This window comes from Nocardioides lentus (genome assembly GCF_039529515.1).
GTDB lineage: Bacteria > Actinomycetota > Actinomycetes > Propionibacteriales > Nocardioidaceae > Nocardioides > Nocardioides lentus.
Genome location: NZ_BAAAMY010000014.1, coordinates 57,814 through 71,331 on the forward strand (window position 1 = coordinate 57,814; position 13,518 = coordinate 71,331).

The following is a 13,518-nucleotide window of genomic DNA, read 5'->3' on the forward strand; positions in this document are numbered from 1 at the left end:
CCGAAGCGGTCACGGACCTTGGAGAACACGAGCTTGTCGAACAGCCCGTACTGGGCGCGCAGCGCGAACGGCACCGGCTTGCCGGCCATCTCCAGCGCCTTGACCTTCTTGCCGACGGCGAAGGCCCTGGTGAAGATCTTCTCCTTCGCCCCGCCCTCGCTGGCGGTCATCACGGTGATCCGCGAGTAGGCCTTCTCGAAGATGCGGGGGGCGGCGCCCATGAAGGTGGGCTTGACGACGGCGAGGTTGTCGATGATCTTCTCGACCCGACCGTCGACCGCGGTGGCGAAGCCGCACGCCATCTGCGTCGACAGCAGCACCTTGCCGAACGAGTGCGCCATGGGCAGCCACAGGAACTGCAGGTCGTCCTCGGACAGGATGTGCTGCGCGCGGATGGCCTCGCCCTCGTAGACCCACGAGCGGTGGGTCAGGCGCACGCCCTTGGGCCGGCCCGTGGTGCCGGAGGTGTAGATCAGGGTCGCCAGGTGGTCGGGGCCGATCGCGGCGACGCGGTCGCGGACCGCCCCCGGCTCGCGGTCGAGCAGCTCGCGGCCCACCCGCCGCAGGTCGTCGAGGCTGATCGTCCACTCGCCGTCGGTGGCGCCGTCGACGACGACGACCTTCTCCAGCAGCGGCAGGTCGGAGCGGCGCTCGCGGACCTTCGCGACCTGCTCGTCGTCCTCCGCGAACAGCACCCGGCACTCCGAGTCGCCCAGGATGTAGGCCGTGTCCTCGGTGTTGGTGGTCGGGTAGACGGTCGTCGTCGCCGCCCCGGAGGCCATGATCGACAGGTCGGCGAGGATCCACTCGTAGCGCGTGCCCGAGGCGATCCCGACCCGCTGCTCCGGCTCGATGCCGAGGCTGATCAGGCCGGCCGCCAGGGCGGACACGTCGTCGCCCGCCTGCTGCCAGGTGACGGACTCCCAGGCCTCGCCCACCGGGAAGCGGTACGCCTCGCGCGACGCCGACGCCGCGACCCGGTCGAAGAACTGGACGGCGACGTTGGCGGGCAGGCTCTCGAGGAACGAGGCGTCGCGGCTGATCGGCATGGGGCTCCCTTTCTCACCGCCGGCGGGGGCCGGCGGGGCGAGTGTTGGTGCGTAACCTAGATCACGTGGTGACTGGCCGGTAGCAAGGCCGCGCCTGTGAGACCTCACCGCAACATGCGCTCGCTAGGCTGGGCCTCCGACCAGCCGAGGAGCTGAGCACCGTGTGCGGGATCGCCGTCGTCCACGACTTCCGACCCACCCCCGAGCGGCTCGAGGTCGCCCGCGCGACCGGTGAGTCCATGCTCGCCCCGATCGCCCACCGCGGGCCGGACGGGCAGGGCTCCGAGCAGGTCGGCGCGACCTGGCTGGGCCACACCCGGCTGGCCATCGTCGACCTCGCCGGCGGGCGCCAGCCGATGCGCGCCGAGGGTCCCGGACCGGCCGCGGGCGCCTGGGTGGTCGCCAACGGGGAGATCTACAACCACGACCGGCTCCGTGCCGAGCTGGGCGGGCCGTTCCTGACCACCTCGGACTCCGAGGTGGTCCTCCACGTCGTCGCCCACCGCGGCGTGGCCGGCCTCCACGACCTGCGGGGCATGTACGCCGTCGCCGTCGTCACCGCCGAGCACGGCCTCGTGCTCGCCCGCGACCCGCTCGGCGTGAAGCCGCTCTACTGGGCCCGCCACGACGACCGGCTGCTCGCCGCGTCCGAGCTGGGGGCGTTCCCGCCCGAGGTGCGCGCGGCCGTCGAGGAGTTCCCGCCCGGCCACCACTGGACGCCCGCCGGCGGCCTGCAGCCGTTCGTGGACCTGCGCGAGGACCCGCTCGGGACCCGCCGGCCCGCCGACTGGGACGGCACGCCGTACGTCGCCCGGGAGGACGCGCACACCGCCATCCGCGAGACCCTCGTGGACCAGGTCCGGGCCCGGATGATGGCCGACGTCGGCGTCGGGGTGTTCCTCTCCGGCGGCCTCGACTCCAGCCTGGTCGCCGCGATCATGGTGCGCGAGGCGGAGCGGGCGCACGGGCCCGGCGCCGTCGTCCGCTCCTTCGCCGCCGGCACCGTCGGCAGCCCGGACCTCGTCGCGGCGCGCGAGGTCGCGTCGTACCTCGGCACCGAGCACCACGAGCGCGTCTACACCGACGACGAGGTGGTCGAGGTGCTGCCCGACGTGGTGCGCTCGATCGAGAGCTACGAGCCGTCGCTGGTGCGCAGCGCGGTGCCCAACTACCTGCTCTCCGAGCTGGCCGCGCAGCACGTGAAGGTCGTGCTGACCGGGGAGGGGGCCGACGAGCTCTTCGCCGGCTACCACCACCTGCGCGAGCTCGACGAGGCCGCGCTCGCCGACGCGCTCGTCGACGGCCTGGAGGTGCTGCACCACCTGAACCTCCAGCGCGCCGACCGGGTGAGCATGGCGTTCGGGCTGGAGGCCCGGGTGCCGTTCCTGGCCCGCGAGATGCTCGCCGTGGCCCAGCGGGTCCCGGTGGCCTGGAAGCTGCTGGGCGAGGACGGCCAGGAGCATGCGCAGGAGAAGGCGATCCTGCGCGAGGCCTTCGCGGGCTGGCTGCCCGAGAAGTTCCTGTGGCGCCGCAAGGAGCAGTTCGGCGACGGGTCGGGCACGGCCGACGTCATGACCCGTCGCGCGGAGTCCTTCGTCCCGGACACCGACTGGGCCGACGTCGAGATCGAGGGTCTCCCGCCCGCCCGCAGCCGCGAGGAGCTCGGCTACCAGCGCATCTTCGCCGCGCACCTGCCCGGCATCCGGGCCGAGGCGGTCCTCGGCCGGTTCGCGACCGCCTGAGCCCACGCGCGCGCCGGGCTGCCACCCTGGGCGCGTGCCCGACCTGACCCGGACCTCCGCGGGACGCCTCGCCGCCGCCGTACGACGGGGCGAGACCACCGCCGTCGAGGTCGCCGAGGCGCACCTGCGGGCCGTGGCCGCCTCCGACGGCGACCTGCACGCGTTCGTCGACCTCGACGCCGAGCGCGTGCTGGCCGGGGCGTCGGCGGTCGACGCGCGCCGCAGCGCCGGGCACCGGCTCGGTCCGCTGGCCGGGGTGCCGGTGTCGGTGAAGGACAACGTCGACGTCGCCGGGGAGGTGACCGCCTGCTGCTCCCCCGCCGCCGGGGTCGTGCCCGCCGTCCGCGACGCCCGGGTCGTGGCGGCGCTGCGGGCCGCCGACGCGGTGCTCCTGGGCCGCACCAACATGGACGAGCTCGCCATGGGCGCCTCCACCCGCACCTCCCGCGCCCTCGCCACACGCAACCCGCACGACCGTCGCCGCAGCCCCGGCGGCAGCAGCGGCGGGGCTGCGGTCTGCGTCGCGGCGGGCATGGCCACCCTCGCGGTCGGCACCGACACCGGCGGGTCGGTGCGCGAGCCGGCCTCGCAGTGCGGCGTGGTCGGGATGGCCCCCTCCCCGGGCCTGGTCCCGCTGGACGGCGTGGTGCCGTTCGCGCCCCGGCTCGACCGCGTCGGCCCGCTGGGCCGGTCGGTGGCCGACGTCCGCCGGCTGCTGCACGTGCTGGCCGGATCGCCGGGCCCCGGCGGGCTGCCGCGGCCGCGCGACGTCCGCTCGCTGCGGGTCGGGATCCTCGACGAGCTCTCGGGGCAGGTCAACCAGCCGGGGGTGCTGCGCTGCTTCGACGGGGTGCTCGACGTCCTGGTCGACCTGGGCGTCGACGTGGTCCGCGTGCTGGTGCCCGAGGGGCCGCGCGGGCTCGCGGCGTACATGTCGCTCACCTCGGCGGCCTGCGTGCCCGTCCTGGAGCCGTGGGTCGCCACGGGCCGGGCCGGCGAGGAGGTCGTCCGCCGGGTCGCCCTGGGTCGCGAGCTCCTCGGCACGGTCGCCGGGCAGGCCGAGCTGGACCGTGCCGAGGGCGTCCGCCGCCGCCTGCGGCTGCAGGTCGCCCGGGCGCTGCAGCACTGCGACGTGCTGCTGTCCCCGACCATGCCGACCACGGCGCCCCTGTTGTTCGGCGAACTGTCGGCGGAGGAGCTCGCCGACCCGATGGCGGCGCCGTACACCGACTGCTGGACCGTCGTCGCGAACCTCACCGGCCTGCCCGCGCTCTCGGTGCCGGCGGGACCGTCGCGCACCGACGGCATGCCCGTCGGCGTGATGCTCACCGGCGCCGCCGGCTCCGACGCCACCCTGCTGCGGCTCGGCGCGTCCGTCGAGGCGGCGCTGGCGCGCTAGCCGACCCGGCGCCTCCTCCGTGCGCATCCGGGCCGACTCGACGTCGGTCCCGTGCGCATCCGGGCCGACTCGTCAGTCCTGGACGGCCTTGACGATGGTCACGCAGCGGGTGAGCCAGGCCCGCTCGTCGGGGGTCAGCGCCCGGTCGCCCGCGCGCGCGTCGTGGACGGTCCAGGAGCCGTTGTGGACCATCCGGACGACGACCCAGGCGCGGGCGCGGTCCTCGTCGAGCCCGGCGGCGTCGACCAGGGTGTGGAAGCGCTGGCGCAGCCCGTCGCGGACGCCGACCGAGCCGGGGAGGCTCAGCTCCTCGAACCGGTTCCACAGCATCGGCGCCGGCTCGTAGTGGCGGTCCCCCGCCATCGGCTTGGGGTCGATCGCACGCCACTCCCCCCACCGGTCCGGCACGCCGAGCACGTTGGCGTAGTGCAGGTCGCCGTGGACGACGACCTGCTCGCCGGGATCGGCCAGGAGGTCGCGGGTCAGCGAGCGGGCCTGCTCGACGAGCCGGCGCGGGAGCGGCGCGTCGCGCGGCAGGTCCCCCAGCGCCGCGTCCCACCGCTCGACGTACGACGCGACGGTCCGCAGCTGCGGCAGCGCCGGCACGTGCAGCTCCTCGTAGAGCCCGGCCACGACCTCGCACGCCTCGACGTCCCAGAGGTCGCCCAGGTCGAGCGGGTCGAGGCGCTCGAGCAGCAGCGCCCGGCGCCGCGGGGCCGCCCGCAGCAGACGTACGGCGCCCGCGCCGGCCCAGCGTTGCAGCGCGAGGTGCTCGTGGACGGACTCCTCGTCGCCGTCGAAGGTCACCTTCAGCGCCGCCGGGCCCTCGCGTCCGGTCACCGGCAGCACCAGAGAGCAGAAACCGTGGAGCGCCGCACCGTCCGGCCTCAGGGACCACTCCGCGAGCAGGGCGTCGACGAGGGCGGGCAGCCGGTCGAGCCAGTCCGCCCAGTCCTCCCCGTCGGCGCGTCGCTCCTCGAGCCCGGCCGGGACCGTCGTCACGCGGGGGTGCCGGGCTGGTCGGCCAGGTACTCGCCGGGGGTCATGCCGGTCACGGTACGGAAGTCGTGGGTGAAGTGCGCCTGGTCGGTGTAGCCGAGGTCGGCGGCCGTCGTGGCGAGGGACGTGCCGCCCGCCTTGAGCCGGAGCACGGCCTCGTGCAGGCGCCGCCGCTGCAGCAGCCACTTCGGCGTCAGCCCGGTGCGGCGGACCACCAGCCGCTGCAGCGCACGCTCCGACAGCCCGACCCCCGCCGCCACGTCCCGGACCCGCACCACCTCCGGATGGGCGGCCAGCCAGTCGACGAGCCCGTTGACGACCTCGCCCTCCGGGTCGACCGGCAGCAGGCGCCGCAGCCGGGTCTCGTACGCCGCGACGACCGCGGCGTGGGCCGTCGAGCTGTGCGGGTCCTCGGCCATGGCGGCGCGGACCTCGGTGGTCAGCGCGTCGCCGTCGAGCGTCGGCACGGCGCCGAGGTCGATCGCCGTGTCCGTCAGGCCGGTCACCGGGCCGTCGAGCAGCAGCGCACCCGCGGCCGGGCGCAGCATCACGCCGGCCGCCCAGCCCGTGCCCTCCAGGGTGACCGTCGAGGAGCCCCGCGCCACGCCGTACATGCGGGCGTAGGTGGGTGACACGACCAGCAGGCACACCGGGTGCTGCAGCGTGCGCTGGGTCTGCGGCGCCGCGAGGGACCACACCGGGAGCCAGTACCGCTCCACGAGCCCGGCCAGGTCGGCCGAGGGGGCGTAGCGGTGGATGGGCGGGGTCGGTCGGCTCCGCCCCGTGAGGTGGGCGCGGTCGACCGGGTCGACACGGGCCGGCCCGCCGTCGTGTCCGTCCACGGTGTCGGATTATCACAATCACCCGACGGGGCGGCGGACCACAGTGGCGCCATGACGACCGAGACCCCCTCCGACACCGCCCGCTTCGCCGAGCGGGCCGAGCGCTTCGCGGCCCTGCTGACCACCGACCTCCACCGGGGCGCCCCCACCCCCTGCACCGGGTGGAGCGTGCGCGACGTCGTCGACCACGTCGTGGCCACGCAGCGCGACTTCCTGGTCCGGCAGGGTCTCCTCGCGGCTGACGCCCCGACGCCCACCGACTTCGACGCCCACCGCCGCGAGGTGCTCGACGTCCTGGGCCGCGACGACGTCGCCGGGCGCGCCTACGACGGCTACTTCGGCCCCACCACGGTGGGCGCGACCATGGCCGACTTCTACGGGTGGGACCTCCTGGTCCACGCCTGGGACGTCGCGGCGGCCACGGGACAGCAGTGGGACGTCTCCGACGCCGAGGCCGCCGAGCTCGACGCGACCGCCGACGGCTGGGGTGGAGCGCTGTACGGCGAGGGCATCTGCGCCCCGGCCGTGGCCGTGCCCGCCGACGCACCGGCGCGGGACCGGCTGCTCGGACGGCTGGGCCGCGACCCCTCGTGGCGGCCATGATCACTCCATGACCCTGACCTGGGAGGACCTCGCGGCCCGGGCGCTGGCCCGCCAGCTGCCGGTCGACGGACCACCGCCGCAGGGCCCGGACGACGTGGCGGCCGCCCTGCGGGCGATGGGCCCCATCCAGTCCCAGACCGCCCGCTCGTCGTTCCTGGGCCTCGCCGCCCGCCGACCCGGGACCACCCACGCCGCGATCACCGGGGCCTTCGAGGCGGCGACCATCGTGCGCGGGTCGTCCCTGCGGGGCACCGTCCACACGGTGGCGGCCGACCATCACCCCCTCACGGAGGCCGCCACGCGGCTGGCCCACCGCGCGTACCTCGCGCGCCTGCTGCGGACCACGACGTCCGCGGTCGACGAGCTGTGGGACGCACTCGAGGCGTACGCCGCGGACCCGCCGCGCACCGCCGACGAGCTGCACGCGCACCTGGCCGCCTGGGTGGGCGCGCGCGAGGGACGTGACCCGGACGCGGTCCGGGAGGGTGTCGGGAGGTCGCTGTCCTACACCCACGGCGGGTTCGTCCGCCGTCCGCTCCGCGGTGGCTGGCACGGGCAGGGACCGGCGGGGTACACGACGGCCCGCGTGCCCGACCGGCGCGAGAGGGTCGCGGACCCCGCAGCGCTCGCCGACCTCGTCCGGCTCCACCTGGCCGCGCACGGCCCCGCCAGCCGGCAGGACCTCGCCTGGTGGGCCGGGTTGCCGCTCGGCCCGGTCGACGCCGCCCTGGCGCGGCTGGGCCTCGCGGGCGAGACCGGCCCCGACGGTCGCACGTACGTGGACCTCCCCCACGCCCCGGCGCCGCGGGGCCCGGAGACCGGCGTGCGGCTGCTGCCGGAGTTCGACGCCCTGATGTGCGCCTACGAGCCCTCGGCCCGCGAGCGCTTCATCACCGCCGACCACCACGAGCGGCTGTGGAACAAGCGCAACGCCACCGTCCTGCCCCCGCTCCTCGTCGACGGGCGGATCACCGGCTGGTGGCGCGCGACCGGCTCCGCCGCCCGTCGTCCGCTCGAGGTCGCGTGGCTCGCCCGCACGCGACGTCCCCGCCGCTCCGAGCTCGACGCCCCGGTCGCCGCCCTCGAGGCCGCGCTCGACATCACCGTCACCGCCGTGACCGTCACGCGCGAGACCGCCTGAGCCGGGCCCCGCCGGCCGCGCGCTCCGGCAGCCTTTCGACTTTCTGCTTGCGAAACCGGAAAGCAATGCCTAAGGTTTCCGCCATGGAAAGCAACGAGATCCTCCGGCAGGAGCTCCGCGAGGCGGAGCGCGGCGAGGCACTCGGGTGGACCGGCTACCGGTTCCCGGCCTGGACCCCTCTCGCCATGGGCGTCTGGGCGACCACGTTCACCCTCGGCCTCGCCTACGTCGACGGCACCCTCGGCACCGTGTGGTCCCTGGTGCACCTGGTGGTGGTGCTCGGCTACCTGGGGTGGGACCACCGCACGCAGGCGGCCTACCCGTCGTACGGCGGCACCGTGCCGCGGGAGTACCACCGCCCGACGGCCGCCCTCTTCGCTGCCCCCGTCGTGCTGATCCCGGTCGCGTTCCTCCTCGGCTACTACGTCGCCGGGTGGGTCGCCGCCGTGTTCATCGGCGTCACCTGGGGTCTCGCGGTGTGGCTCTACAACCGCGCCTACGCCCGCGCCTCGGCCGCCGTGAGGGCGCGGCTCGCATGACCGGGATCCCCACCTCCGCCCTGACGGGGCTCGACCCCGTCCTGAACGCACCGAAGCGGCTGGCCATCATGGCCGTGCTGACCGGCGCCGCGTCCGCCGACTTCGGCTTCCTGCGCGACCACCTCGCCGTCAGCGACTCCGACCTGTCCAAGCAGGCCGGCGCCCTCGAGGCGGCCGGCTACCTGACGATCGCGAAGTCCGGACGCGGCCGGGGCTCGACGACGACCTACAAGGCGACCCGGCCCGGGCGGGCCGCGTACACCCGCCACCGCGACACCCTGCGGGCCCTCCTCGGCTGACGGGCCCAGCGGGGACGGTCCCCGGCCGCGGTGCCCAGCGCCGCGGCCGGCCGACTACTTCTTGGGCTTGTCCCCCGCCGGCCCGGAGGTGGAGAGCGCGGCGATGAAGGCCTCCTGGGGGACCTCGACGCGGCCGACCATCTTCATGCGCTTCTTGCCCTCCTTCTGCTTCTCCAGCAGCTTGCGCTTGCGGCTGATGTCGCCGCCGTAGCACTTGGCGAGCACGTCCTTGCGGATCGCGCGGATGGTCTCGCGGGCGATCACACGGGCCCCGATGGCGGCCTGGATCGGCACCTCGTACTGCTGGCGCGGGATCAGCTCGCGCAGCTTGCCGGCGAGCATCACCCCGTAGGCGTAGGCCGCGTCGCGGTGCACGATCGCGCTGAACGCGTCGACGGTCTCGCCCTGGAGGAGGATGTCGACCTTCACCAGGTCGGCCGCCTGCTCCCCGGAGACGTCGTAGTCGAGGGAGGCGTAGCCCTTGGTCCTCGACTTCAGCTGGTCGAAGAAGTCGAAGACGATCTCGCCCATCGGCAGGGTGTAGCGCATCTCGACGCGGTCCTCGGAGAGGTAGTCCATCCCCTCGAGCTGGCCGCGCTTGGCCTGGCAGAGCTCCATGATGACGCCGATGTAGTCGCTCGGCGAGAGGATCGTCGCCTTCACCACGGGCTCCCGGACCTCGGCGATCTTGCCGTTGCCGGGGTACTCGCTCGGGTTGGTGACGACCTGCTCGGAGCCGTCCTCCATCAGGACGCCGTACACCACGTTGGGGGCGGTCGAGATCAGGTCGAGGTCGAACTCGCGCTCGAGTCGCTCGCGCACGATCTCCATGTGGAGCAGGCCGAGGAAGCCGCAGCGGAAGCCGAAGCCGAGCGCACCGGAGGTCTCCGGCTCGTAGGCCAGGGCGGCGTCGTTGAGCTGGAGCCGCTCGAGGGCGTCGCGCAGCGTCGGGTAGTCGTCGCCGTCGATCGGGTAGAGCCCCGAGAAGACCATCGGCTTGGGGTGCTTGTAGCCGCCCAGCGGCTCCGTCGCGCCGTGGTGCTGGCTGGTGACGGTGTCACCGACCCGCGACTGGCGCACGTCCTTCACGCCGGTGATCAGGTAGCCCACCTCGCCGACCCCGAGGTCGCCGGCCTTGACCGGCTCCGGGCTGATCACGCCGACCTCGAGCATCTCGTGGACGACGCCGTTGGACATCATCTTGATCCGGTCGCGGTGGCTGAGCTTGCCGTCGACCACGCGGACGTAGGTGACGACGCCGCGGTAGGTGTCGTAGACCGAGTCGAAGATGAGCGCGCGGGGCGGGGCGTCGGGGTCACCGACCGGCGCCGGGGTCTGGGCGACGATCTCGTTGAGCAGGTCCTCGACGCCCATGCCGGTCTTGGCGGACACGCGCAGCACGTCGCCGGGCTCGCAGCCGATGATCCCGGCCAGCTCCGCGGCGTACTTGTCGGGCTGCGCGTTGGGCAGGTCGATCTTGTTGAGCACCGGGATGATGTGGAGGTCCGCGCCGATCGCGAGGTAGAGGTTCGCCAGCGTCTGCGCCTCGATCCCCTGCGCCGCGTCGACCAGCAGGACCGCGGTCTCGCACGCCTCGAGCGAGCGCGACACCTCGTAGGTGAAGTCGACGTGGCCGGGGGTGTCGATCATGTTCAGCACGTAGGTGTCGGCCGCGATGTCGTGCAGCTCGGCGGCCTCGTCGGTCACCGTCCACGGCATCCGGACGGCCTGCGACTTGATCGTGATCCCGCGCTCGCGCTCGATGTCCATGCGATCGAGGTACTGCGCCCGCGCGTCGCGGTCGCTGACCACGCCGGTCAGCTGCAGCATCCGGTCCGCCAGCGTCGACTTGCCGTGGTCGATGTGGGCGATGATGCAGAAGTTGCGGATCAGCGCCGGGTCGGTGCGGCCCGGCTGCTGGGGTGTCGCGACGGAGGTGGTGGCCACGGCTGCTCTCAGATCGGGTTCTACGACGGTCCGGCCGATCTTCCCACGCGGCCCCACGGCCCCGGGCATCCGAGGGTTGGCCCCCGTGGACGCGGGGCATGCTCCGGCCATGCCGTTCCGGACCCCGCTGGTCGTCCCCGGCCTCCTCGCGCCCCTGCTCCTGGTCGCCTGCACGGCCGGTGAGGACACCTGCGAGGACGACGCCGCACGCGGGGCCGGGCCCACCGTGCGGCCCGTCTCCTCCGTCTCCTCCGTCGCGCCGGCGGTCGCCGTCGACCCGGACGCCACCGTGTGGGCGGACGCCGCGGCCCTGTCCCCCGACGGCGACCGGCTCCTCGTCGCGTGCGACGGCGGGCCCTGCCTCTGGGACACCGACACCGGCCGCCGGCTCGACGCGAGCGACCTCGGCGGCGTCGCCGGCGACCCGGTGTGGGCGGGCGACACGCTGGTCTCCTCGAGCGGCCCGACGTACGACGCCCGGGGGCGGGTGGTCTTCGGCGACACCGAGGGCGGCGGGTCGTGCACGGTGCTCGCCCACGAGGTCGACTTCGCCACCGACGGCCGCGGCGGCAGCGTCCGGTTCGCCGTGGCCGCCGACGAGGAGACCATGGTGTCCACCGCCCAGGACGACCGGATCGGGCGGTGGTCGGTCGCCGACCGCGCCCGCACCGACTGGCTCGACGTCGGCGTCGAGGACCCCGGGGCCCTCGCGCTGGCCCCGGACGGCACCCTGCTGGCCGTCGGCACGCCCGACGGCGTCGTGGTCCACGACCTCGACGCGGACGCGCGGGTGGCGTCGCTCGACGGGCCCCTGGCGGAGCTCGCCTGGAGCCCCGACGGCACCGCCCTCGCGGGCCTCGACGACCGCGGGACGCCGACCGTCGTCGACACCACGACCTGGCGGCCGACGGCCACCCTCCCGCCGTCCGCACGGTTCGAGGCCGGGCGGCTGGCGTGGTCCCCGGACTCCGCGCACCTCGCGCTGGTCGGTGCGACCGTGGCCGGCGACGCGGCCGGCGACGGGGCCGGTGACGGGCGTGTCCTGTCGTGGACCCCCGGCACCGGCGCCCACGTCGAGCTGACCGAGCACGCGGAGGTCCCGTCGTCCGTGATCTGGGGGCCGGACGGCACCGGGGTCTACTCGGTCGACAGCGTGGCCGGCGCGCGGCGGACGCCCGTCGTCGACGGCCGCCCGACCGGCGTCCCGCGGCGCTACCCGACCCCGGCCCCGATCACCGGGTGAGTTCACCGCGGGGACACCCGCGGTTCGTCCGGGTCGGTCAGGTTGGCGCCATGACCTCCCGCCCGGACCCCGTCGACCGTCGTACCGTCCTGCGCACCACCGGCCTGGCCGCCGCGGCCTCCGTCGCCGCGACCTCCGGCCTGCTCGCGCCGCTCGCCGCGGGCGGGCCCGCCGTCGCCGCGCCCACCCTCGTCCGCGGCGGACGCCCGCGGCTGACCCACGGCGTGCAGTCCGGCGACGTGCGCGCCGGGGGCGCCGTGGTCTGGAGCCGCGCCGACCGCCGCTCGCGACTGATGGTCGAGGTCTCCCGCGACCCGCGGTTCCGCGGCGCCCGCACCGTGCGCGGCCCGGTCGTGGGCCCCGGCAGCGACTTCACCGGCCACGTCGACCTCTCCGGCCTGCCGCGTGGCACCGAGCTGCACTACCGCGTGCGCGCGGTAGACCTCGACGACCCGCGCCGGGCGAGCGAGCCCGTCGTCGGGCGCCTGCGGACCGTGCCGGGACGCCGCGACGACGTCCGGTTCCTGTGGTCCGGCGACATCGCCGGCCAGGGCTGGGGCGTCAACCCCGAGTACGGCGGCTTCCGGATCGCCGACGCGATGACCTCCCGCGACGCCGACTTCTTCCTGTGCTCCGGCGACTACGTCTACGCCGACGGACCCGTCGCCGCCACGGTGGCCCTGCCCGACGGCTCGACGTGGCGCAACGAGACCAGCGAGGCCAAGGCCAAGGTGGCCGAGACGCTCGCGGAGTTCCGCGGCCAGTACGCCTACAACCTCACCGCCGACAACTGGCGCCGCTTCCTCGCCCGCACCCCGCAGGTCGTGCAGTGGGACGACCACGAGGTCACCAACAACTGGTACCCCGGCGAGATCCTCGACGACGACCGCTACCGGGTGAAGGACGTGGACACCCTCGCTCGCCGTGGGCACCGCGCCTTCCACGAGTGGACGCCGCTGTCCGACGTGTCCCCCGACCCCGACGGTCGCATCTACCGCGTCATCCACTACGGCCCGCTGCTCGACGTCTTCGTGCTCGACATGCGCACCTTCAAGAACCCCAACACCCCCAACCTCGAGCCCGCCGAGCGCGAGGGCGTGCTGGGTCGGCGGCAGACCCGGTGGTTGCTGCGCGAGCTCGAGCGCTCCACCGCGACCTGGAAGGTCGTCGCCGCGGACCTGCCGATCGGCCTGCTCGTGCCCGACGGCGAGGACTGGGAGGGCATCGCCAACGGCGACGACGGCGCCCCGCTGGGCCGCGAGCAGGGCATCGCGACCGTCCTCGCCGGGCTGCAGCGCCTCGGGATCCGCAACCACGTGTGGCTGACCGCCGACGTCCACCACACCGCGGCCCACCACTACTCCCCCGACCGGGCGGCCTTCCAGGCCTTCGACCCGTTCTGGGAGTTCGTGTCGGGACCGCTCAACGCCGGGGCCTTCCCCGCGGCCGACCTCGACGGCACCTTCGGGCCCCGCAAGGACTTCGTGTCCTCGCCGGAGGCGGCGAACGTGTCGCCGGCGGAGGGCTTCCAGTTCTTCGGGGAGGTCGAGATCGACGCGGGCAGCCGCGACCTCACCGTCCACCTGCGCGACGTCGACGGCCGTTCGATCTACTCCCGCACCCTGCGCGCCCGGCGCCGCTGAGCGCTGCTGAGCGCTGCTGAGCGGCGCCCCGCCCGCCCCCCGGGCGGGGACCGGGACGGGGTGAGCCGCGAC

The 13,518-nt window shown here is 74.8% G+C and carries 12 protein-coding genes; 8 read left to right on the top strand and 4 right to left on the bottom strand.

The window, feature by feature from the left end; translation table 11 throughout:
• A partial coding sequence (locus ABD158_RS17645; protein WP_344009461.1) for an AMP-dependent synthetase/ligase occupies positions 1-1,049 on the bottom strand: 1,049 nt, incomplete at its 3' end.
• Between the two features lie 161 nt (positions 1,050-1,210).
• Between ABD158_RS17645 and asnB the strand changes: the two genes are divergently transcribed.
• Positions 1,211-2,791 carry an asparagine synthase (glutamine-hydrolyzing) gene (asnB, locus tag ABD158_RS17650; RefSeq protein ID WP_344009026.1) on the top strand — a complete coding sequence of 527 codons (1,581 nt, stop codon included), beginning with the start codon at positions 1,211-1,213 and terminating at the stop codon, positions 2,789-2,791.
• A gap of 34 nt (positions 2,792-2,825) precedes the next feature.
• The gene (locus ABD158_RS17655) at positions 2,826-4,190 is read left to right on the top strand and encodes an amidase (protein ID WP_344009028.1); all 1,365 of its coding nucleotides are present in this window, start codon (positions 2,826-2,828) and stop codon (positions 4,188-4,190) included.
• Between the two features lie 72 nt (positions 4,191-4,262).
• On the opposite strand, the gene ABD158_RS17660 is transcribed toward ABD158_RS17655, so the two are convergent.
• Both ABD158_RS17660 and ABD158_RS17665 read right to left on the bottom strand, forming a co-directional pair.
• Positions 4,263-5,192: an aminoglycoside phosphotransferase family protein gene (locus ABD158_RS17660; RefSeq protein ID WP_344009030.1), complete on the bottom strand. Its 930-nt coding sequence runs from the start codon at positions 5,190-5,192 to the stop codon at positions 4,263-4,265.
• Entirely contained in the window at positions 5,189-6,031 is an 843-nt protein-coding gene (locus ABD158_RS17665; protein WP_344009031.1) for a helix-turn-helix domain-containing protein, read from the bottom strand. The genes ABD158_RS17660 and ABD158_RS17665 overlap by 4 nt, the downstream gene beginning before the upstream one ends.
• Before the next feature lie 51 nt (positions 6,032-6,082).
• Between ABD158_RS17665 and ABD158_RS17670 the strand changes: the two genes are divergently transcribed.
• The 4 genes from ABD158_RS17670 to ABD158_RS17685 all read left to right on the top strand — a co-directional run bounded on the left by ABD158_RS17670 (position 6,083) and on the right by ABD158_RS17685 (position 8,613).
• Positions 6,083-6,634: a maleylpyruvate isomerase N-terminal domain-containing protein gene (locus ABD158_RS17670; protein WP_344009033.1), complete on the top strand. Its 552-nt coding sequence runs from the start codon at positions 6,083-6,085 to the stop codon at positions 6,632-6,634.
• 7 nt (positions 6,635-6,641) lie between these two features.
• Positions 6,642-7,775 carry a winged helix DNA-binding domain-containing protein gene (locus tag ABD158_RS17675; protein ID WP_344009035.1) on the top strand — a complete coding sequence of 378 codons (1,134 nt, stop codon included), beginning with the start codon at positions 6,642-6,644 and terminating at the stop codon, positions 7,773-7,775.
• An 83-nt stretch (positions 7,776-7,858) separates the two neighbouring features.
• A complete protein-coding gene (locus tag ABD158_RS17680; RefSeq protein ID WP_344009037.1) occupies positions 7,859-8,314 on the top strand; it encodes a hypothetical protein in 456 nt (151 codons plus the stop codon).
• The gene (locus tag ABD158_RS17685; protein ID WP_344009039.1) at positions 8,311-8,613 is read left to right on the top strand and encodes a transcriptional regulator; all 303 of its coding nucleotides are present in this window, start codon (positions 8,311-8,313) and stop codon (positions 8,611-8,613) included. Before ABD158_RS17680 ends, ABD158_RS17685 begins: the two co-directional genes overlap by 4 nt.
• A 54-nt stretch (positions 8,614-8,667) precedes the next feature.
• On the opposite strand, the gene lepA is transcribed toward ABD158_RS17685, so the two are convergent.
• Positions 8,668-10,560 carry a translation elongation factor 4 gene (gene lepA / locus ABD158_RS17690; RefSeq protein WP_425573231.1) on the bottom strand — a complete coding sequence of 631 codons (1,893 nt, stop codon included), beginning with the start codon at positions 10,558-10,560 and terminating at the stop codon, positions 8,668-8,670.
• Positions 10,561-10,669: 109 nt separating this feature from the next.
• On the opposite strand from lepA, the gene ABD158_RS17695 reads away from it, so the two are divergent.
• Both ABD158_RS17695 and ABD158_RS17700 read left to right on the top strand, forming a co-directional pair.
• Positions 10,670-11,803 carry a WD40 repeat domain-containing protein gene (locus tag ABD158_RS17695; RefSeq protein WP_344009043.1) on the top strand — a complete coding sequence of 378 codons (1,134 nt, stop codon included), beginning with the start codon at positions 10,670-10,672 and terminating at the stop codon, positions 11,801-11,803.
• A gap of 50 nt (positions 11,804-11,853) precedes the next feature.
• Positions 11,854-13,446, top strand: a complete 1,593-nt coding sequence (locus ABD158_RS17700; protein ID WP_344009045.1) for an alkaline phosphatase D family protein — start codon at positions 11,854-11,856, stop codon at positions 13,444-13,446.
• The last annotated feature ends 72 nt before the right edge of the window (positions 13,447-13,518 follow it).